Source organism: Bowmanella dokdonensis, assembly GCF_017254865.1.
Taxonomy (GTDB): Bacteria; Pseudomonadota; Gammaproteobacteria; order Enterobacterales; family Alteromonadaceae; genus Bowmanella; species Bowmanella dokdonensis.
In genome coordinates this window covers 61,072-82,323 of the sequence record NZ_JAFKCV010000009.1, presented here as the reverse complement: position 1 = coordinate 82,323, position 21,252 = coordinate 61,072, and the positions used below count along the sequence as shown (strand labels likewise).

15 protein-coding genes are annotated in these 21,252 nt (G+C 55.4%); 7 read left to right on the top strand and 8 right to left on the bottom strand.

Features of this window, described 5'->3' with window-relative positions:
• Positions 1–16: 16 nt before the first annotated feature.
• From J0A66_RS15260 to J0A66_RS15250, 3 genes are read right to left on the bottom strand one after another with little or no spacing between them, the layout of a single operon-like run.
• Positions 17–1,534, bottom strand: coding sequence for a parallel beta-helix domain-containing protein (locus J0A66_RS15260; protein WP_206574704.1), 1,518 nt, complete (start codon positions 1,532–1,534; stop codon positions 17–19).
• Complete coding sequence (locus tag J0A66_RS15255; protein WP_206574703.1) at positions 1,527–2,714, bottom strand: cytochrome-c peroxidase; 1,188 nt, start codon at positions 2,712–2,714, stop codon at positions 1,527–1,529. Before J0A66_RS15255 ends, J0A66_RS15260 begins: the two co-directional genes overlap by 8 nt.
• Positions 2,711–3,319 carry a c-type cytochrome gene (locus J0A66_RS15250; protein ID WP_206574702.1) on the bottom strand — a complete coding sequence of 203 codons (609 nt, stop codon included), beginning with the start codon at positions 3,317–3,319 and terminating at the stop codon, positions 2,711–2,713. The genes J0A66_RS15255 and J0A66_RS15250 overlap by 4 nt, the downstream gene beginning before the upstream one ends.
• A 227-nt stretch (positions 3,320–3,546) precedes the next feature.
• Here J0A66_RS15250 and J0A66_RS15245 point away from each other — a divergent pair, with 227 nt between their 5' ends.
• Entirely contained in the window at positions 3,547–6,111 is a 2,565-nt protein-coding gene (locus J0A66_RS15245; RefSeq protein ID WP_206574701.1) for a TonB-dependent receptor, read from the top strand.
• A 224-nt stretch (positions 6,112–6,335) separates the two neighbouring features.
• Here the strand turns inward: J0A66_RS15245 and J0A66_RS15240 are convergent, their stop codons facing one another.
• On the bottom strand, positions 6,336–8,843 hold the full coding sequence (locus J0A66_RS15240) for a choice-of-anchor D domain-containing protein (protein WP_206574700.1): 2,508 nt from the start codon (positions 8,841–8,843) through the stop codon (positions 6,336–6,338).
• Positions 8,844–9,137: 294 nt separating this feature from the next.
• Here J0A66_RS15240 and J0A66_RS15235 point away from each other — a divergent pair, with 294 nt between their 5' ends.
• Positions 9,138–10,079: a hypothetical protein gene (locus tag J0A66_RS15235; protein ID WP_206574699.1), complete on the top strand. Its 942-nt coding sequence runs from the start codon at positions 9,138–9,140 to the stop codon at positions 10,077–10,079.
• Here J0A66_RS15235 and J0A66_RS15230 read toward each other — a convergent pair whose 3' ends face one another.
• On the bottom strand, positions 10,080–11,012 hold the full coding sequence (locus tag J0A66_RS15230; RefSeq protein ID WP_206574698.1) for a diguanylate cyclase domain-containing protein: 933 nt from the start codon (positions 11,010–11,012) through the stop codon (positions 10,080–10,082).
• Between the two features lie 9 nt (positions 11,013–11,021).
• Positions 11,022–12,419 (bottom strand): PhoH family protein, encoded by a 1,398-nt coding sequence (locus tag J0A66_RS15225; RefSeq protein ID WP_206574697.1) that lies wholly within the window; start codon positions 12,417–12,419, stop codon positions 11,022–11,024.
• A 342-nt stretch (positions 12,420–12,761) separates the two neighbouring features.
• On the opposite strand from J0A66_RS15225, the gene rapA reads away from it, so the two are divergent.
• The 5 genes from rapA to J0A66_RS15200 all read left to right on the top strand — a co-directional run bounded on the left by rapA (position 12,762) and on the right by J0A66_RS15200 (position 19,277).
• Positions 12,762–15,587 (top strand): RNA polymerase-associated protein RapA, encoded by a 2,826-nt coding sequence (rapA, locus tag J0A66_RS15220; protein WP_206574696.1) that lies wholly within the window; start codon positions 12,762–12,764, stop codon positions 15,585–15,587.
• Positions 15,587–16,246 (top strand): RluA family pseudouridine synthase, encoded by a 660-nt coding sequence (locus J0A66_RS15215; RefSeq protein ID WP_206574695.1) that lies wholly within the window; start codon positions 15,587–15,589, stop codon positions 16,244–16,246. Before rapA ends, J0A66_RS15215 begins: the two co-directional genes overlap by 1 nt.
• A 58-nt stretch (positions 16,247–16,304) precedes the next feature.
• A complete protein-coding gene (locus tag J0A66_RS15210) occupies positions 16,305–17,132 on the top strand; it encodes a DUF3530 family protein (RefSeq protein WP_206574694.1) in 828 nt (275 codons plus the stop codon).
• 139 nt (positions 17,133–17,271) lie between these two features.
• On the top strand, positions 17,272–17,595 hold the full coding sequence (locus J0A66_RS15205) for a hypothetical protein (protein ID WP_206574693.1): 324 nt from the start codon (positions 17,272–17,274) through the stop codon (positions 17,593–17,595).
• Positions 17,596–17,726: 131 nt separating this feature from the next.
• Positions 17,727–19,277, top strand: coding sequence for an AmpG family muropeptide MFS transporter (locus tag J0A66_RS15200; protein ID WP_241264233.1), 1,551 nt, complete (start codon positions 17,727–17,729; stop codon positions 19,275–19,277).
• Between the two features lie 11 nt (positions 19,278–19,288).
• Here J0A66_RS15200 and J0A66_RS15195 read toward each other — a convergent pair whose 3' ends face one another.
• The gene (locus tag J0A66_RS15195; protein ID WP_206574787.1) at positions 19,289–20,239 is read right to left on the bottom strand and encodes a diguanylate cyclase; all 951 of its coding nucleotides are present in this window, start codon (positions 20,237–20,239) and stop codon (positions 19,289–19,291) included.
• Positions 20,229–21,251, bottom strand: coding sequence for a response regulator (locus J0A66_RS15190; protein WP_206574692.1), 1,023 nt, complete (start codon positions 21,249–21,251; stop codon positions 20,229–20,231). The genes J0A66_RS15195 and J0A66_RS15190 overlap by 11 nt, the downstream gene beginning before the upstream one ends.
• Position 21,252 lies beyond the last annotated feature (1 nt).

Genomic DNA, 21,252 nt, shown 5'->3' with positions numbered 1-21,252 from the left:
ACTGATGGCTGTCGACTTACTTGGTCACACTCAACATGTACTCGGCGACCGCTAGGCGGGTGGCCGGATCCAGATAGTCCTGCGGCGGCATCTGGGGATAGTCGTCACGTTTTTTCACCGGATTGGCGATATAATCGGCCAGGCCCTGCGGGTCGTCCATATACAGGGCCTGAATGACCTGTACCGGCGGACCAATCATGCGACCGGTGTAGGTATGGCAGCCTGCACAGATCCCCAGGTACGCCACCTTTCCGGCTTCGGCCGGATCGATTTCGCGGGGGGGCACAGGTTCATCCAGCAGATAGGTCAGCACATCGCCCGTGTGGGTAAAGCCGCACTCCGCCCATTTATCCACGCCCACGGTCACATACTGATGGCGGTTGATAATACAGCTGTCACGACTGACCCCAACCCGGACTATATCCACCTTGCCGGTCTTGAATTCGGTCAGCATCAGGGCCTTAACTTCGTCAATGCTGTCGTAGCCATTGTTGGACATCAGGTTATCCAGGATCGCCACTTTGTCCGGGGCCGGATCCGACTCAGGGTCAATGGTGGTATTGGGCGCATTATTATGGTCGGTGATAATGATACCGGCGGTCTTGTTGTCAGAGATGATATTGCCTTCCACCACCACTTCGTCGGCGGCCATAATCAGAATGCCGGTGCCAGGTGGGATGCCGGCCACTGTGGAGCCCGGTGCCGCAAAGTTCTTATGGTTGTTACCCACAATAAAGTTGTTGCGGATAATCACATCGTAGGTGGTCTTCACCGGCAGACCCGGGGTAATAAAGGCCAGGATGCCGCCGGTATTGTTGGTGACAAAGTTGTTTTCGACTATGGCATGGCGGCTGTTCTCAATTTCGATGCCGGCCACGCTGTCAAACACATGGTTATGGGCCACATGGATATTATCACTCATGCCCACGTAAATGGCGGCGTCCTCAATGCCGGAAATCACGTTATGGGTGACGATGCCGTTCTTGCCTAGCTGCGGGAAGATCCCATAGACCCCGGTATCCACAATGATATTGTTGCGGATCTCGAAGTTATTGCCGGCCTGGCCCATGATGGCATTGCCCTTGTATTTGGTTATGAGGAAGTTCTCCACCACGATGTCATTGCCGGAATACAGGATGGCGTCATTCAGATGGCCCTTGCCGTCCAGTGTGGCGCGCTGTCCTTCCTCAATGATCCCTACCAGACGAATATTGTCCTTGTCGATATAGACAGTTTCCGAATAAGTTCCGGGATAGACATGGATGGTGTCGCCACTTTGGGCGAGCTTGACGGTATCCATAATTTTCTCTCCGGCCCTGACCTCATGCACCTGACCGGTCATGGGGGCCATATGGATACCGCGCACCAAGCTACCGCTGCGTCGCTCGCCGTCGGCCGTCGCCTCCTGATTACCGCCATAACTGGCGCCGCCGCGGCTGTCGGTCATCTGCACAGGCCCTGTCGCGAAAAAGTAGCGACCGGCAAAAAACGCCGCCACTATCAATACTAAGGCCAGAAGTTTGCCCTTACTCATCACTATGCTCCCTTGGTGGGTTGTGTTTATTGTTAGAATTGTCATGTACGGCGGCCAGCCCTGAGGGCAGCCGCCCGGGAATACTTGGCATCAGGCTTTCATCAGTCAGGGCGTCGAGGAAAGTGACGATGTCGTCGATTTCCTGCTCGGTCAACTGAGGCTCCCAGATATGCCAGTGGATCTGCATCTGCACTCCGTCCGGCACCGCATGGCCTCGCCCCTTGGTATAAAACTCCACCGCCTCACGCAATGAGTCGAACCTGCCCGAATGCATATAAGGGGCAGTTCGGACAATATTGCGCAGGCTCGGCACCTTGAAGCCGCCCTTGAGTTTAGCGGCATTAAAGGTTTTCTCTGCCCCCACATCCAAAGGCAAACCTTCAGGTTCTGGGCTGCCGATAACGGCCACCTGCTGATTGGTAAAAAGCGGTGGCGTATGGCATTCGGCACAGCGGGCCACAAAGGACCGGTACACATTCATACCGGCAATTTCTTCCTCAGAGAGGGCCTGGTGATGACCCAACGCATAACGGTCGTATCGACTGTTCAGGGACACCAAGGAGCTCTGAAAGGCAGCCAGCGCATGAGTCAGATTCTCCAGAGAGAGGGGCTCGGCAGTCTGAGGGTAAGCCTGGGCAAACAAAGCCGGATAGTGCTCGCTGGATTCCATAGCCTGCATCAGTTGAAGGGGAGTATTGGCCATCTCATCCGGTGCGAATAAAGGGCCCAATGCCTGTTCCTCCAGTGAGTCGGCACGGGCATCCCAGAACAAGCGCTTTAAGAAAGCCACATTCCATAAACTGGGGGCGCCGCGCCGTGTGACCTGCCCGTCGATGCCGATACTTCTGGCTTGCCCGTCGCTAAATCCCTTGTCCGGTTGATGGCAACTTGCACAGGACAGACTCCCGTCCCTGGAAAGAATGGGATCAAAAAACAGGTAGCGCCCCAAATCGATTTGCTGGGGGCTGAAGCCGTCCCGGTACTCGGGCAAACCCGTCTGCGTACCGCCGACGCCTCGATTTTGCAGTGAGTCATAAAACTGGTACCGGCTGACCAGGTAACACCCTGAGTCCCTCAGTTCAAAACTGGGCGGACAACTGTCCTTCAGCACAAATTCCTGCCCGGCAGCCTCAACTGGCATCACTATCGACAGGATCAAGAGGCGTAATAAGAATTTCATGGTTGCTGGCTGATAAAGGCGATGACATCGTCCAGGGTTTCTTCAGGCAGCGTATTGGCCATCATGGCCATCCGCCGCCCAGGCTTGTCTTTTGGGTGCTGTCCCCTGATCCCCTGTTTAAAGTGCAGAAACTGGCGTTTCAGGTAATCAGGATGCTGACCGGCCAGTCTCGGCGCATCGAAAGCGGCGTTGCCCTCCCCCTTGCCGCCGTGACAGGCGCCGCAGTTGTTCTGATAGTAGCTGTTGCCCCTGCGCAAATCCCCCTCTACAGGTTGTACAGCTGGCACCGGCAGTGACTGGATATAAGCGGCCAGTGCCTGCAGATCTGTCTGGTCATTGAGCAGGGACTTGGCCAGCGTAGCCATCTGCTGCCCGTGGGGGTCCATTTCATGGTCCCCCCGCACCCCCTGGCGGTAGTAGTTCAGTTGTCTGATCAGATAGCCTGCATCCAGACCGGCAAGAACCGGCGCATTAAGGTCCGGATTGCCCTGTCCGTTCTGCCCATGGCAGGCTGCACAGGCCGGGTATGGCGCAGGTTCGGCCAGAACAGTCCCAGCCAGGACAGACAAGGTCAGCAGGCTGGTGCAAAGCAGTGTTCGGGGCATGGGCAAGGTCCACAGATTTTGATTGTCGGCACATCTTAATGGAACTATAGTACCAATTAAAACCATTTTTTTAACAAAGACTGGTAAGGATAAATCGAACTGCTTAAACTGGTTGGGCCAGATGCCACTAGAAACAAGCAGCCAGGTCTTTGAAATAAAAGTCCTTTTATAAAGCGGCCAGCGAGCCGGATAACAAACAAAACAAATCTGATTTTTTGGGGGACAGTATGGAACACAAACAGACAATCCACCGCCGTACGCTGATAGCCAGCGCCGTGGCGGCAATGCTCAGCTATACACCTGCCGCCCTGGCACAGGAAGCCTCACCGGATAAAGAGGTCATCGGTATCGAAGTGCTGGAAGTCACGGCACAAAAAAGGGTGGAAAACATTCAGGAGGTGCCGATCGCCATCAGCGCCTTTTCGGCGCAGCACCTGCGGAAAATCGGTGCCAACAGCATCAATGACCTGGGTAACATCACCCCTGGCTTTGAAACCAATATTACCTCCCCTACCCAGCCTAAATTCGATATCCGCGGCATTCGCACCAATGACTTTGGGATCGGCGCAGACCCCGCTGTGGGGGTTTATGTGGACGATGTTTACGTGGGCAGGTCAGGATCCGCCCTGATGAACTTCAATGATGTGGAACGGGTGGAAGTACTTAAGGGCCCTCAGGGCACGCTGTTCGGGCGCAATACCGCCGCCGGTGCAGTGCGCATTATCAACAAGAAGCCGGTGGACGGTACAGAAGGCAACTATCGTGTCACCCTGGGCAGTCATGACAAAAAGCAGTTTGAGGGTGTGTATAACACCAACCTCACAGAGGACCTCTTCTTCCGGGGCAGTATCAACCTGAGCCAGCGCGACGGTTATGTGGACGCCCTGCGTTACCCTGATCCCAGAACCTCAGACGGCGAAGCTGAGCCCGAGAAGGTCAAACTGGGGGAAGAGAGTATCCAGTCGGCGCGTATGGCGTTGCGATGGGTGCCAGATGAAACCCTGGAGCTCATCTGGCGGGCCGAGTTTGATGAGATGGATAACGGGACCCGTCCTGCCTATTCAGGCAACCCCTCATATTATCGTTCCCAGCAGGACGGCGGAATAAATCCCTTCGGCGTCTATGAAACCGACCTGGAGGATACGGAGAATCGCCATTTGTTCGGCACCTCCTTGGAGATCAACAAAGAGCTTGGCCTGGGCACCCTGACCTCGATCACGGCTTTTCGTCGCTTCGATACGGAAAATAATACCGACGATGACGGCAGCGCACAGGTTCGTGGTTTCTTTGCCTCCAACAACATCGAAGAACAGGAGTACTTCAGTCAGGAATTGCGTCTGGCCGGGGTAACGGACGGCGGCACAAAATGGACAGTGGGCGCCACCTATTCCAATGAGGAGATTCATCAGATAACCGTCGCCGAATTTATGATGGAGTCTCTGGACAGCTTCGCCATCAACGAACAACTCAAGGCTCTGGGTTTGCCGCCCACCGGGGCCCCCGGCCTGGGTGTGCCGGGCATCATGGATATGCCGGTGGGCACCGGCCTGACCGCCTTTTTGCTGCAACTGATTCCGCAGGATCTGGCCTTCTTATCCCAGATCTCCGGCGTACCCGTCGAGGTGCTGGCCCAACGTATAACTCAGGATAATCTGGGTAAGCCCTGGACAGAAACGACGGAGAACTTCGGCGATTATACCTCCTACGCCGCTTTTGTTGATGTGACCTATCCCGTCACAGACAAACTGGACCTGACCCTCGGCCTGCGTTATACCCGTGACGAGAAGGACTTCGGTATCCTGTCATTCTACCAGAACGAAATCAGCATCCCGCTGCCCGGCGTACCGGCCCAACCCTTCGGGCTGGCTTTTGGCACCGAATACTACCAGCGGGACGCCCAGGGCAATGCGGTACTGGACGGTGAAGGCAACTACCAACCCTTCCAGCAATCCAACACCTGGACCAAGCTGACCCCGCGGGTGGTGCTGGATTATCAGTGGACCGACAATGTCATGACCTATATTACCGCAGCCAGTGGTTTCAAAGCCGGCGGCTTTAACAGCCTGGGCGCTGCACCGCCTTTCGACCAGGAAGAAGTGGACAATATCGAAGTGGGGCTCAAATCCACTTTGTTCGACAACAGCCTGAAACTGAACCTGGCCGCCTATGATTACGATTATACCAATCTGCAGATCCTCCGTCTGACCGGCTCCACCGGCAATATTCCGGTCTATAACGTGCGTAACGTGGATGCCGCCGGCAAGGGCTTCGAACTGGAAACCGAATGGGCCGCCACCGACAACCTGGTAATCAATTTCAATTATGCTTACCTGGACAGTGAATACACCAAGTACAGCCTGTTCGTGGGCGAGACTGCCGAGGATGACCTGACCGGCCGACCATTGGCCGGCGTGCCCAAGAACCGCTGGTATCTGGGCGCAGACTACTTTATTGGCGCCGACAACGGCGAGTGGATGCTGCATATGGATATCACCTCAGTGGATGAGCGCTCCACGGCCAGCGACGCCGATAGCATCGCCCTGCTGCCGGTCAACCCCGGGCTGGTACCCGGCCTGACTGCCGAGAACCGGGTGGAAGGCTATGATCTGGTCAATGCCCGCATCAGCTACCGCAGCGACGATGACTGGCAGCTCTCCCTGTTCGCACGCAACCTGACTGACGAGGAATACCTGCTGTCCGGCTTCGGGGGCCAGGGCGAAAACACCGGCTCTCCCAACCTCAGCCCCGGCCTGCCCAGGATGTGGGGCGTGGAATTCAGCCAGTCGTTCTAGAGCTCAAAGATGGTTAGGGCATAGCCACCAGCGGAGGCTGAGGAATGTTCCAGGCAATCCAGGTCTCTTCATGGGTTTAGGGGCCTGAATCCTGAAATGCCTGGGGCAGGCTGGGGAGTTTCAGGCAAGCTCTGGTGAGCATGACTTAACCATTCGGTGCTCTACTGCCTTAGAAAAACGACCAAGGGGAGCTCTGCTCCCCTTACTAATGGTGACAACAACGGTTACTGACAGAAACTTCGTATCTGGTGGGCTTCCACGGCAGCATCCATCCAAACGAATGAGTCATCGTCGCTGAAATAGTAATACAGGCTGTTGTTGGGCAGAATCAATACCGTAATCCCTCCATAGCCCGACATAAAGGGGACCCAGGGTGGCTGATTGCAATCGGTAATGTTATCCGAGACATCCCTTGCCCAGAAGCCGTTGTTATATTTGAACTGGCTCAGAGGCTCCAGCCCCCTGTCCAGAGGATCTCTTTGCAACGCAGCATTCAACTCAGTCGGGTCCAGCAAGGACTGACCGCTGCCGGCAAAAAACTGCCCTATCTTAGCAATATCATCCCTCAGCCAAATAAGCCCCCAACCAGTGAAAGGCTGCTGAACGCCATCATAGGTGCGGCGTGTATAGCCACTGGTGGGACTGACTTGCAGCGGTTGCAGTATCTCGGTGAGCAAAATGTCCGTGTGAATATCCTTCCCGGTACCCTCCAGACTTTGCAGGTAATCGTTCATGGCAGTGCCAAGGATGTATGTATCGGAGGTATGATAAACCCATTGGGTGCCAGGCGAGGCCTTACGGCTGTACTGAGTGCAGCTGTAGCTTATCTTGCTGGCATGATCTTCCACCAGAAACAAACCATTGGTGTGACTGGCACCTTCATCGCTCATGTACCCCGCCAGAGCATAATTGCCAGTCGCCATATCCAGTGCATTGCCGAAGCTCACATCCGACCAATTGCCATTACTGTCACAGGCCGTCACATGGTTGCTGATGGGCCGATTAAACGATCCCGGATACTTTTGCTCTAAGCGCATCAGGACACTGCCGGCAAAGGCGCTTTTGGCCGCCGAGTAAGACGGCACTACCAGAGACTCGCAGTAAGGATAGGTGCCCTGGCGGGTCGAACAGCCACCGGTATAGTGGATGCCGTCAATAACAAAACCCACCAGCGACATATCCTGGGGATCCTTGCCACCCGGTGCGGAAAACGCCTGAACATCGGTGCCGGGAAAGTCTTGAGCCAATGCAGACAACGGCTTGGTCGGCAACCTGCCGAGAACTTCAGCCTGGTAGGCTGCAATCTGTTGATTCGCGTCAGCAAATGACAAGGCAGTGTAAGACGCGTCCAGACGTCCCCACATATCGACCTGAAAATATAAACAGGTTTCCGAGGCGATTTGATACGCCACCTTGGAGATCGCTCCGTCATTCTTAAACAGGAAACTGAACACACCATTATGCACGCAGTTGGCATTTTTCTGCTGCAAGGCAAATGGCAGGGCCACTCTGCTGTAGCCGTTATCGCCGTTTTCCTGCCAAACCCGTCCAGGGGAAAGAATATACTCCCATTCAGGATGACTGCTGGCGATAGACCCCCGCGCAAGAGGGAATATATGACTGCCGGTCTGGACATATTCAAAATCGAATTCAGGCAGATGTTTGCGACTGGTATCCTGACTGCCGGTATAGCGGAAGCTGTCTTTGTGCTCATCAAACGCCCCACCGGCTGCCTCACCCAGCAAGGTTAATCTCCCGGAAAACAGATTGCCGGGCATCGCGGCGTCAGCAGGCAGAGCAAAAGCAGCAAAGTCGAGTAAAGTGCCCGGATCCGTAGCATTGATCAGTTGTGAATAAGTCAGTTGCGAGCGGGGAACTGCACCGCTGCCGGTTAACGGATCAAAATTATCCACCGTACCTGACTGACTGGCATTTCCCGATAGACTGACAAGCCATTGACCTTCATCGGGATCATCCGATTCGATCATAATACTGTCGTTAAAATTGCCTTCGGCCACAGGGGAAAACCTCAATTCGACCTGGCATTGGGTACCGGGGCTCACTTGTGCGCAATTTTGGCTTAGCAGAGCAAAGGGACTGGCCGGCTGGCTGACATTGGATACCTGCAACGTCTGGGTCCCTGCATTGCCGATTTGAAACACCAGGTCCCTGCTGTTGCCTGGCTCAGTATGAGGGAAACTCACACTGGACGGCGCATCGAGATCAGGCGCAGTGGGCGCCCCTCCATTACCGCTGACCTGCACTGACTGTCCGTAACAGTAATCCCCTACGGTACTGCCATCACCACGAAACCTCACCATCAGATTGGGATTATTGTCCATCTGGCTTTGGCTCAGGTTATTGGAGTAAACCGTGCCGTTGTCCTGTCCATTGGCAACTGTCTGAATAGTTGTCCAGGTAGTGCCCGCATCGGCCGAATATTCGGCATAACAGAATTCGCCATTTTCCAGTGAGCCAGCGGCCAAACTAAGACTTATCTGAATTTGACTGTAACCACTGGTTGAAACAGGCAGTTGGGCCCAGGACGGTCCGCGTAATCTGATCGATTCATTGTTGTAGGCGTCGACGGTGCCGCTTGTGTTCCAACCGCTGATATCACCGCTGGAAAAATCTTCTGAAAAGATAGTATCCGCAAGAGTCTCTGCGCTTGTTATCAACGAAGACAGTAATCCACCCGCCAGTAGCAGGTAGCGTGCTTGATGCTTACTCATCAAAGTCCCCTTCATTATCATTATTGAGTATCTGGAGACAGTGTGTTGAACCTCTGCACTTATCTCCTCTGAGAAGGCGAGACTGTTCATTTTTCGACCTTCCGTTGGCTAGCATAGGCGGCTGGTTGAGTGTGAGTAGTGCCAGCTTGAGGATTTAGGTTGGGCCAGATAATCCTGCTGACAGCTATCCGGATCAAGGCTGGCGTCCGTGAGTCGGCTGAGGCTATACTGGAATTTGTTTAAATAACAAGAGTATAACCATTGAAGGCAAGGGCCCCCTGGCGATGGACAAGCGTGGCGATCTGTCTGTTGCCAATTATTGCCTGTCATGCCCAGCAGCTTGCCTTTGAAAAAACAGAAACCGACACAGCCATCCAACTCTTTTATCGCTGGGAGGATCTGCAAAACCAAACTCATGAACTCGGCTTCAGCCTGGACAGGCAGCTTATTAACAGTCAGTTTCAGAAGCTCAAGTCCTACCAGCCTCATATCGCCCAGCGTTACATGATGATTGCCATGCAAAAAGCGGCCAGGGAAGTAGATCCCAGAGAGGTCAGGGTTTCCGTACGTAAAGTAGGACAGGAAGTGCAGTATCAGATTAAGGCACAGTCACCCGAACTGCTGGAACAGTGGACCAGGCGACTGGCCCGGGTTGAGGATGAGGCATTCAGGGACTACCTGGCCATCAACTACTACGCTCCGTATGAAAACTATCTGGGTGAGGAAGGGGTGAAGGTGGATCATCTACGCTATGCCCAGGAAAGCACCCTGACATTACTGCCCGCCGCCAATGCCCTGTATGACAAACTGATGGATAACAGCCAGCCGCGGGCCTATGTGAACATTATGCTCGGCTGGTTGCAATCCATCCCTTACGACACGCTGGAGAACCGCATGGTGTCCAGAGGCACGGGCTTTTCAGCGCCCGCCGCGGTATTGATCGGCAATCGCGGCGACTGCGACAGCAAAACCACCCTGGCCGTCGCGCTGCTGCGCTCAATGTTGCCGAACATGGGGATGGTGATTATCTATCTTCCCGGCCATGCATTGCTGGGCGTACAGATGTCGCACCGGTCCCAGGACGCTCTGGTAAGAATAGAGGGGCTAGATTATGTGCTGACCGAACCCACCGGGCCGGCACTGCTTCCGGTTGGGGAAATTGCCGCAACAAGCCAGGCCGCCATCGATGGCAATATGTTCACTTTTGAGAAGATCCCACCAAGGATGGCACCCTGATCAACAATGCAACCACGCCGTGTGGACACGATTGCGCCCCGCTTGTTTGGCCCCGTAAAGCTGTTTGTCGGCTTCTTTCCAAAGCCTTTCCTTTTCCATATCCAGTGACACACGGATACAAGCCAGACCAACACTGAGGGTCACCACATCAGTTACCGGCGAAAATCTGTGCGGGATGGCAAGATCTTCGACGGACTGACGTAATCTTTCCACCACCAGCCGGCCGGCGTCCAGATCGGTGGCCGGCAAAAGCACGGCAAATTCTTCGCCCCCGTAACGGGCCACCAGGTCACCTGAACGCTGGGCATTGCTGCTCAGGCATCTTGCCACCTTCTGCAGGCACAGATCGCCCGCACCGTGGCCGTAGTTATCATTGAATTGTTTGAAAGCGTCAATATCTGCCATGGCCAGACAGAGGCATTCTTCGCCGCGCTCCGCCCGTCGCCATTCCTCTTCCAGACGTTGTTCAAAATAGCGTCGGTTAGGGATTTCGGTCAGGCCATCCAGACTCACCAGGCGTTCCAGGAGGTCGGTCTTTTTCTTCAGTTGCAGTTGATTGCGTACCCTGGCCAGTACCAAAGCCACATTAAACGGCTTGGTGATGTAGTCGGTAGCCCCCTCTTCCAGCCCCCTGACCTCATCTTCCACCGAATCCATGGCAGTGGAAAAAATGATTGGGATATTCTGGGTAAGGGGATCGGACTTGAGCTGACGACAAGCCTGGTAACCGTCCATGTCCTTCATGATGATATCCAGCAGGATCAAATCCGGCAGTTGGTCGCGGGCCATCCGCAACGCCTGCTCGCCGCTGGAGGCCAGCAACACCTGGTAGTCCTTGGACAAGGCCTGACCGAGGATCTTCAGGTTGACGGGCTGGTCATCCACGACCAGCACCGTCTGACTGCCAACTTCAGAAAATAAGGGCAGGTTCATGGCTCCTCGCTACAGATGCTGTTCAGCAAACTCCGCCAACCTACTCCTGACCACCCCATCCAGATTGATGGTGGCACTGCCGGTGAAATTCTTGAACTTCTCCACCAGGTAGGTCAGGCCAGACGTCACGGGAGACAGATAGTTGGAATCTATCTGCGCCAGATTGCCACTGCAGATCAGTTTGGTTCCTTCGCCACAGCGGGTAATAATAGTCTTGAGTTGGGATGCCGTCAGGTTCTGGCTTTCGTCAAGAATCACAATGGCATTCTGTATGGAGCGCCCGCGCATGAAGTTAACGGATTTAAACTGAATATTGGCTTTTTCCATAATGTAGCTCATGGAGCCTTTAACGTTCTCGTCGTTCTTGTGCAGAACTTCCAGTGAATCAGTAATGGCGGCCAGCCAGGGAGCCATCTTCTCTTCTTCGGTGCCCGGCAGGAAACCTATGGACTCGGCAATCTCCGGAGTGTTGCGGGTGACGATGATCTTATCGTACATCTTGCGTTCCACGACCATTTCCAGGGCCGCCGCCAGGGCCAGCAGGGTTTTGCCGCACCCCGCCGGACCTGTCATGATAATCAGGTCAATATGCGGATCGAGCAGGGCATGCAGGGCCATGGCCTGGCCGATATTTTTCGGGTGAACCCCCCAGGCCTTGCGTGACATTAGCCGCTCGTAGCCCAGATCGAGGATCTCCAGGGTACTGCCGGTCATCCCCTCCACCACTGCAGCAAACTGTTTACTGTCGTCGATCAGAAACTCATTGATATAGGCTTCGGGAAACACTTTCCTGTCGATCACATGCAGGGTTTCCCGTCCTTCATTGCGGCTTTCCACAGACTTGACCTTGTCCCAGAAATTCCCGTCAAACTTGTGATAGCCCTTGCTCAGGTACTTGATGTCACTGATCAACTGGTCGGTACGGTAGTCTTCAACATGGGCCAAACCGGCGCCCTTGGCCTTGAGACGCATGTTGATGTCTTTGGTGACCAGCACCACCTGGCGAGGCGTAGCGCGCTGCTGAATATGCAAGGCCGCATTGATGATGCGATTGTCGTTCTCGTTGCTGGTAAAAACCTGCTGGGACTTGGGCATGCCCACATCGGCAAAGATGGACAGGCGTCCGGTGGGGGCCGCTTCTCCCGACCCCAGCCCTTTAAGTGACACTCCGGCGGTCAGTTGATCGGGAGTTGCATCATGCAATACGTCTTCCATGGCGCGGATGGAAATCCGCGCATCCCGGGCCACATCTTTTTTACTGTCCTTGATATAGTCCAGTTCTTCGAGGACCGTCATGGGGACGACCACATCATGTTCTTTAAAGGATAAAAAGGCGAAGGGTTCGTGGAGCAGAATGTTGGTGTCGAGGACGTAAATCTTGGCGTTGGCGGCTTTGGTTCTTACCATTCGCATCTCCGGCTGATTGTCACCCTGAGCCGACGGCATGCAGGGCTTATTTTCGTCCATGACAGCGAGTCTCCCGTCATGGACCGCGCATTCCCCTCAAGCAACTTATTGTTGTTATTAGCCTGACAATTCCACAATAGACCAGTTTCACAGCAAAATGAACAACTAATTCCGGCAGATACCAAAGGCCGGTCAGATCACCTACTTTTAACAGTAAGCGCGCAGGGACATCAGGCTGAGCAACGACTATTCAACCCTTTTGGAAAACTCAGCTTAAATTGCCCTTCAGATTAAACTCACATAAGATCCCGCGCCGCCATTTTATCTGTATCAGGAGTCATCATGTCATTTGCCTTGGGTCAACGCTGGATAAGCCACACAGAATCCGAACTGGGTCTGGGTACTGTGGTGGACTGCCAGGAGCGAACCCTGACCCTGATGTTTCCCGCCACCGGTGACCAGCGCACCTATACCATGGCAGCTGCGCCCCTGACCCGGATACAGTTTGCTGAGGGTGACAAGATAAAAAGCCATGAAGGCTGGCAGTTGCTGGTCAGCGACGTGCAGGAACAGGACGGCCAGCTCACTTACCACGGCCGCCGGCTGGATAATGACCAGCAGGTCGCCCTGAAGGAAACTTTCCTGGATCACCATTTTCAACTGGACCAGCCGGATCAACGCCTGCTCAGCGGCCAGTCCGATGAGCCCAAATGGTTCGACCTGCGCCTGGACTGCCTGCAACAACAGCACGCTCACCAGACCTCTCCTTTGCTGGGCATGGTAGGGGCACGTGTGGATCTAATCCCCCACCAGTTGCATATTGCCAGCCAGGTGGCCAGTCGCTTCGCACCCAGGGTATTGTTGGCAGATGAAGTGGGCCTGGGAAAGACCATCGAAGCCGCGCTGATTATTCATCAGCAGATCCTGACCGGCCGGGCGTCGAGAGTATTGATAGTGGTGCCGTCCAGTCTGGTCCATCAGTGGCTGGTGGAGATGCTCAGGCGGGTCAATCTGGCTTTTGCCATTTTCGATGAAGAGCGCTGCCAGTCACTGGCCGAAGAAGGGGGTAATCCCTTCGAATCTGAACAATTGGTGCTGTGCAGTCTGGATTTTCTGACCCGTTTCGAAAAATACCATCAATTGGCCCTGCAGGCGTCCTGGGATCTGATGGTGGTGGATGAGGCACACCATCTCCTGTGGTCACAGAACGAGGTTTCCGCCGAGTATGCCGTCATCGAACAATTGGCCAGGCTGACCAAAGGGGTGTTGCTGCTGACCGCCACCCCGGATCAACTGGGCCATGAGAGCCACTTCGCCCGTCTGCGGCTGCTGGATCCTGACCGCTTCCATGATTATCGGCGCTTCCTGGCCGAAGAGCAGGGCTACGCCACCCTGGCCGATGCCATTGCCCCCCTGGTGGAGGGGGAGTCCCTGAACAAATCGCAGATGGATGCCATCGCCGCCTTCGCGCCGGAAGAAAAAGAGCGCCTGAAAAACCTTCATCCTCAGGATCATACCGAAGTGCAGCGTCTGCTCGGCCATCTGATAGACCGTCATGGCACAGGGCGCCTGCTGTTCAGAAACAGCCGCGCGGGCATACAGGGCTTTCCTGCTCGCCAGTTGCAGACCTATGCTCTGCCAATGCCGACCCAGTATCAGGCACTGCTGGGGGATCCTGACCTGGCCGTGGCGTTCAGGCTGGCCCCCGAGCGCCATGCCTCAAAGCAAGACAACTGGACAGATTTCGACCCGAGGGTTGGCTGGTTCATAGAGACACTGAAGCGCCTTAAAGGTGAAAAGGTCCTGACCATTTGCGCCAGCGCCGCCACAGCCATGCAACTGGCCGAGGCACTGCGGATACAATCCGGGATCCGTGCCGGCGTGTTCCATGAAGGTCTGAGCATTGTCGAGCGTGATCGGGTGGCAAATTTCTTCGCCCAGTCAGATGAAGGGGCCCAGGCGCTGATCTGCAGTGAAATCGGCAGCGAGGGGCGCAACTTCCAGTTCGCCCACCACCTGGTGCTGTTCGATCTGCCACTGGTACCGGATTTACTGGAGCAACGCATCGGCCGGCTGGATCGTATCGGCCAGCGCCAGGATATCAGTATCCACGTGCCCTATTTCGAACACAGCCCCCAGCAACGCCTGCTTGACTGGTATCACCAGGCCCTTAACGCTTTCGAACAGACTTGTCCCACCGGCACGGCAGTCTTCGAACAGATGCAGGATAAGCTGATGGCCTGCCTGGACCCGCAGAGCCCGGCTCGGCAGTTCGAACAGTTGCTGTCGGACAGCAAGGCTTTGCATGAGGCACTGAAAGCCAGGCTGGAGCAGGGCCGTGACAAATTACTGGAGCTCAACTCCTCGGGGCGGGGCAGCATCGAACCGCTGGTCAGTGCCATACGCGAGTCTGACGAGTCCCCCCGTCTGGAACGCTTTATGACCCGCCTGTTTGATGGGCTGGGCATTTTGCAGGAAGAGAAGGACGACAGCTGCTATATCCTGCGTCCCGGCGAAACCATGGTCAATCAGTTGCCAGGGCTGGATGAGGAAGGTATGACCATCACCTATGAGCGGGCTGCCGCTCTGGCCAGGGAGGATGTGCGCTTTTTCAGCGCCGATCATCCCATGGTGCAGCATGCAATGGACATGATCCTGACGGAAAATACCGGAAAAAGCAGTATTGCCCTGAGCCAGAGCAAGTCGCTGCCCAATGGCAGCTATTGGCTGGAATGTTTGTTTGTGCTGTCAGCCAATGCCGAGCGCAGCCTGCAACTGAGCCGGTACCTGCCACCCACTCCCATCAGGCTGTGTGTGGATGCCGGCGGAAAACTGGTCAGCCAGCACTTTACCGGTCTGACCCCGCTGAACAGCAAGACCGCCAAGCAGCTGGTGGATGCCCTGAACAAACCCATTACCGCCGCCCTGAAAGTGGCTGAAAAAGCGGCGCACAAACAGGCCGGCCAGCTCCGCCATGACAGCATGGCCAGGATGCAGGACTGGTTGGGCGAAGAACTGGACAGGCTGCTGGCCCTCAAACAGGTTAACCCCAGCATTCGTGACGAGGAGATCCAGCATGTGGCGCACCAGATGCAGCAACTGGGTCAAATACTGACCCAGGCCAAGCTGAACCTGGAAGCCATCCGCCTGGTGGTCAACAGTCACTGATGGCCCTGCTTGACTACAGGCCACCCGTTATTCCTTACCTGAGCATATTATACCGGGACAAGGATGTGCTGGTGCTGGATAAGCCCAGCGGACTGCTCTCTGTGCCAGGCAAAGCGGTTGAGCATAAAGACAGTCTGCAACTGCGTGTACAGAGGGTCTACCCCACGGCCACCGTGGTGCATCGCCTGGATATGGCCACCTCGGGCCTGATGCTGATGGCGCTGAACAGCCACGCCCACCGCGAGTTATCCCGCCAGTTTGAACAGCGCCAGACCGGCAAAAAATATTTGGCCAGGGTGTGGGGGTGTCCCCCGGTGCCGCAGGGCGAAATCAATCTGCCATTAGTGTGTGACTGGCCAAACAGACCCAGGCAGATGGTCGATTTTGTCCGTGGCAAGGCCGCCCTGACCCGCTGGAAAACACTGAACAGCGATGGGCGGCAGTCACTGCTGGAACTGTCGCCGGTAACCGGTCGCTCTCATCAGTTGCGTGTGCACCTGCTCAGCCTGGGACATCCGATTCTTGGTGATCGGCTCTATGCTCCGCCACAGGCGAGGATGATGGCAAAAAGGCTGCAGTTACATGCTGCATGGCTGCAATTCCGTCACCCAGGTAGCGGGGAACAAATCGAGTTTTCCAGCCCCTGCCCTTTCTGTTGACGATAAAGTTTCCCCAAGGTCCGTCCGATAAAGGGAAGGAAACCGATATGGGATGGATATGAAGCAACTGTATTTATTGTGGCTGGTGCTCTGGAGCGCTGAAGCAGTGCAACTGGATGCCCAGGCGATGCTCAACGAGGATCTCCAGCAATCCCTGCCGGCTCATCAATACCGAACCTTGCTGGCCGGCGAGCAGGAATTCACCCTGCTGGTCAGCAACAGTACCACGGTCAATACCCGGGGCGTGGCCATCTTGGTCAATGACTATGGTATTGCCCATATGGGTGTCCGCTCGCTGGCCCCGCTGACGCCGTATCTGAATGATACGGGCTGGGCGACCCTGGTGTTAACCGCTCCCGGCACCCAGTTTAACCCGGACCCGCAGGACCAGACGGAAGACCAGAAACCGGCCCGGTCCGAACCATTCAAGCCCAGCCGCCTGATGACGCCAGCCCAGTTCTACCGCCACGAGCAACAATTACTGCAACGGATGACGGCTAGTTTGCCCCTGACCACCGACTATCCTGGCTTCGTACTGATCATTGCCCAGGGGACCAGCGCTGCCTGGCTGTTGAAACTCTACACTGACGGCGCCCTTGAGTTGCCGGATGCCCTGGTTACCCTGGCGCCCTACTGGCCGGATCCGGAGCGCAACCGACAGATCAGCGATTATATGGGAGCTATCCAGACACCGGTGCTGGATATCTACAGTCAATGGAACAACGAGTGGACCCTGATAAGCCGCCAGGAACGACAGGTAGCCGCCCTCAAGGCGCTGAAGGTGCACTACCGACAGCGGGAAATCATCGGCCAGCCTCTGGCTATCAATCAGCACCCCTACCTGGCCAAGGAAATCTATGGCTGGCTTACCCATATGGGTTGGTGAAAGCATTCTATTTTCACTCCTGTTATGGCACAATCCTGGCCTTGTTGACAACGCTGTCTTTCATCCACCGCAGGGCGGGCGCAATTCAATAAAAGCCAGCTATACTAGGTGGAAACAGCTATAGCACGATTTTTACAAGGTGACAGTTCAGAGTTTTATCAACCGAAAAGCCTCGCAGTTGGCATTCTTCGTCCGGGCGTTCTGGGACAGAAAAATCCCCTACCGGGAAGTGGATCTGTATTTCTGGGACACCATGGAGGAGTGGACTCAGGTACAGGATCGCAATACCCAACCCTGTACCCAGAAAGAGAGAGTCTTCTGGCATATGCTACATCAACTGCATTTCTGGCCCGAGCACAAGCTGCTGGAGGATCCCTACCTGCGCAGCGAGTTAAAAACCTGTCTGGAATATCTGGAAGGAGACGGTCACTGCCCTCTGGACTGTGTTGGAGTGCGGCCTTAAGCAGTTCACAGAAAAGTTCCCAGACAGCTATCGGATAACTCAAGAATCCTGGTAACTGATAACTCAATTATTGACCCACCTCTTCATCCATGGCCCAATAACCGGACTATAAAAATAACCAGAACCCGCCTTTGCAGTCTTTTCTGAATCAATTCCGCCAGTTGGGCAACCGCACCATGTTGAGCATTTTCCTGTTTGGCATTGCCAGCGGCTTTCCCTGGGTGATGATCGGCTCTGTGATGTCAGCCTGGCTTAAGGATGCCGGCCTGACCCGCTCAGCCATCGGCTTCTTTACTGCCGTGTTCGCCGTTTACTCGATCAACTTTCTCTGGTCCCCTCTGGTGGATCGCTTGAAACTGCCGTTGCTGACCGCCAGACTAGGACAACGACGCGGCTGGATCCTGCTGACGCAACTGCTGATTTGCCTCGGCTGCCTGGCCCTGGCCAGACTGGATCCCAACAGCGCCCTGTGGCTGGCGGGCTTAAGCGCACTGGGCATCGCCCTGGCCTCAGCCACTCAGGACATCGTCATCGATGCCTACCGCATCGACAGCATCGACCCCGTCCACAATGAACAGCAGTCCACCGGCGCGGCCATGGCCACCTCTGGCTGGTGGACCGGGTATGCCGGTCTTGGCGCCATTCCTTTTTTTGTTGCCGATGTCCCCGGCTGGCACTGGCCGGATATTTATTTGCTACTCGCTGCCCTGATGTTGCTTCTGACGGGCGGCATCTGGGTCGCTACTGAGCCGCAGACCCGCATAAGGGAGCAGACTTACCAGCAGGCCGAAAGCCGTTACCTGGCAGCAGTGAGTAGTCACGGTCCGGCCGCCACCCTGGTGCTGCTGGCCATCCTGTCTGCGATTACGTTGTGCGGATTCCAGGTCTTCGCGCCGACCTGGTTTGCCTATCAGAATGCGGCTGTCAGCCTGCTGGTGCTGTTGCTTGTGGCCTTTGCCGTGCGTACCACCAGTCGCATGCTGAAAGAGCAGGCAGCCCAGAACAAGCTGACGGCGAATTCCACCCAGAAAGCCATGGCCTGGCTGCTGGTCTCACTGGGCGAGCCCCTGCGCGACTTCTTTAGCCGTAACGGGGTGCGTGTTGCATTGACCCTGCTTCTGTTTGTGATGCTGTTCAAGATGGGTGAGGCGGTGCTGGGGCGTATGAGCATCGTATTCTACAAGGAGATTGGCTTCAGCAACGCCGACATCGGCGCCTATTCTAAGCTGTTGACCTGGGTAGTCACCATCGTCGCCTCAGTAACCGGCAGCCTCATCAACCTGAGAATCGGCATTATCAAGGGACTGTATGTCGGTGGTCTGGCCATGGCGGCAAGTAACTTATTGTTTGCCCTGATGGCCTCAGTAGGGCCGGACAAGACCCTGTTGTTTGTCACCATAGTGGTGGACGGATTTACCGCCGCCTGGGGAACGGTGGCGTTTATGGCCTTTATTTCGGTGCTCTGTAACCGGGCCTTTACCGCCAGTCAGTATGCCCTGCTGGCCAGCATTGGCACCTTTGGCCGAACGACCCTTGGCGCCTACAGCGGGGTAGTGGTGGATTATCTGGATGGTAACTGGCAGCTATTTTTCCTGCTCACGGCCCTGATGGTCCTGCCCAGCCTGTTGCTACTGACCCTGATCCGCCATAAGGTCAGGGAAATAGCCGGTGAGCGCGCCTGAGCAGCTAATCGCTAGCGGAGTACCGTCCTGTTACGTCCGGATTCCTTGGCCTGATACAACCCCTGGTCGGCATGCTCCACCCAGGTCATATGATCCTTGAACGAAGCGCTGAACTGACTGACCCCCAGACTGATGGTAAAGCGTATTTCCCGCCCTTCGTGGGTGACCACAGCAGACTCTGCCCGCTGCCTGACACGCTCAGCCACCTGCCGGGCATTGTGGGCATCCGTATCCGGCAGCACAATGGTGAACTCCTCGCCGCCGTAACGGCCGGCGATATCCGTTTCCCTAACCGTCTGTTTAATGATCTGCGCCAGACTCCTGATAACCTGGTCACCGGCGGGATGACCGCAGGTATCATTGATTTTTTTGAAGTGGTCAATGTCCAGGATCATCAGCGAAGAGCTGCCCTGATTTCGCTGACAGCGCTTAAACTCCAACTGGCAACATTCCTCCCAGTAGCGGCGGTTGAACAAGCCGGTCAGGCCGTCCACCCGACTCATCATCTGCAGTTTCTCGTTGGCGGCTGCCAGGCGTTGCTTACTGACGACCTCGTCTGTGACGTCGTAGACTACCACACACAGGTGTTCCACCTCCCCAGACAGGGATGCCAGCGGGAACAGGGTGATGTTCTGGTACATGATTTCTGTGGCGCTGGTGACCGGGCGATAACTGGCAAACTTGAACAGATAAGGCCGTTGCTCCCAGATGACAAAGGCCGGGCTCTTCAGCTTGAAGACCGGATCGGTCTTCTGTTTGAACCAGTCCCTGTCAATTTCGGGAAAAAACTCGAGTACCGACTTGTCTCTTATCTGGCTGGGTACGATGCCGCTGTGATGGTGCATGAATTCATTCCAAATCTGCACCTCGAACTGGCGGTTGATCACCACAATCCCCACTTCGATGGAGCCGAGCAGATCCAACTTCCAGTGCAGGTCTTCCAATTCGGCCTTACGCTGGATATCCATCAGCCCTCCCGCTCATGTACATAAGTTTATCGAACATCACATCCATGGATTCCTTGGGAAACAGCAGCAACAGATCGAAATGAATATCCTGGCTGTCGATGGAGTAACCTATTTCGATGGCCACCACCTGGTTCCAGCGGGACACGTTGTTCTTCAGCAACTGTTCCAGGTCGCAGTGGCGACCGAGAATAATGGGGTGGTTTTGGCTGAATTTGACATCCAGTTGCTCGGCCAGGGCATTGAGACAGGCACCGATCAGGATGTTGGACACATCCATCAGGGCTTCCACCTCCTGTTGTTCATTGAGCGCCTGACTACGGTACTTGAGCAGCTTGACCAGGCTGGAGAAGTTGGTCTCGTTGAAGATTACCAGGGCCTCACCCTTGATACCGGCACTGACAAAGCCCTGGGATACGGCCGACACATAGGCTTTATGCTGGATCTCGGCTATTGCCATACGCAATTCACTGCTGGCAATCTGGTTAACGTTGGGGATGGGCAGATGGATAAATTCGCCCAATACCTGTGCCAACTTGTCACCCGCCTGGCCCATGGCCACATTGATCAGCTCCCGGTAGACATCCAGCCGGTCCGATTGACTGGCGGTATCCTCTTCCACCTGGCGTTTTTCCATATCTCCACTGTACAGCCCGTACTGGGTCAGCAGCCCCGCAAGCTTTTCTGTGTCCACAGGTTTGGCGATAAAATCCAGCGCCCCCATGGCCTGCATTCGCTTACGCGCCTCTGGCTGCACGTCACCGGACACGACGATGACCATAGTGGGCAAATCTTCGCTACGGATCTGCTCCATGGCCTGATAGCCATCCATCACCGGCATATTCAGATCCAGGAAGGTCACATCGGCCTGGCCCTGGCGAATAATATCCAGTGCCTGTTGGCCATTTTCGGCATAGAGCATCTCCACGTCCCAGCCCTTGGGCACAGCGCGAGCCATCTGCCGGCGGGCAAATCTGGAATCGTCGCAAATCAGTACCCGGGTAGTCATC

What these genes read in the sequence shown, in the direction of transcription:
- J0A66_RS15230 (WP_206574698.1), bottom strand. Translation starts at nt 11,012, where the DNA reads ATGAACCTGCCCTTATTTTCTGAAGTTGGCAGTCAGACGGTGCTGGTC.
- J0A66_RS15260 (WP_206574704.1), bottom strand. Translation starts at nt 1,534, where the DNA reads ATGAGTAAGGGCAAACTTCTGGCCTTAGTATTGATAGTGGCGGCGTTT.
- J0A66_RS15190 (WP_206574692.1), bottom strand. Translation starts at nt 21,251, where the DNA reads ATGACTACCCGGGTACTGATTTGCGACGATTCCAGATTTGCCCGCCGG.
- rapA (WP_206574696.1), top strand. Translation starts at nt 12,762, where the DNA reads ATGTCATTTGCCTTGGGTCAACGCTGGATAAGCCACACAGAATCCGAA.
- J0A66_RS15215 (WP_206574695.1), top strand. Translation starts at nt 15,587, where the DNA reads ATGGCCCTGCTTGACTACAGGCCACCCGTTATTCCTTACCTGAGCATA.
- J0A66_RS15210 (WP_206574694.1), top strand. Translation starts at nt 16,305, where the DNA reads ATGAAGCAACTGTATTTATTGTGGCTGGTGCTCTGGAGCGCTGAAGCA.
- J0A66_RS15245 (WP_206574701.1), top strand. Translation starts at nt 3,547, where the DNA reads ATGGAACACAAACAGACAATCCACCGCCGTACGCTGATAGCCAGCGCC.
- J0A66_RS15240 (WP_206574700.1), bottom strand. Translation starts at nt 8,843, where the DNA reads ATGAGTAAGCATCAAGCACGCTACCTGCTACTGGCGGGTGGATTACTG.
- J0A66_RS15225 (WP_206574697.1), bottom strand. Translation starts at nt 12,419, where the DNA reads ATGGTAAGAACCAAAGCCGCCAACGCCAAGATTTACGTCCTCGACACC.
- J0A66_RS15250 (WP_206574702.1), bottom strand. Translation starts at nt 3,319, where the DNA reads ATGCCCCGAACACTGCTTTGCACCAGCCTGCTGACCTTGTCTGTCCTG.
- J0A66_RS15255 (WP_206574703.1), bottom strand. Translation starts at nt 2,714, where the DNA reads ATGAAATTCTTATTACGCCTCTTGATCCTGTCGATAGTGATGCCAGTT.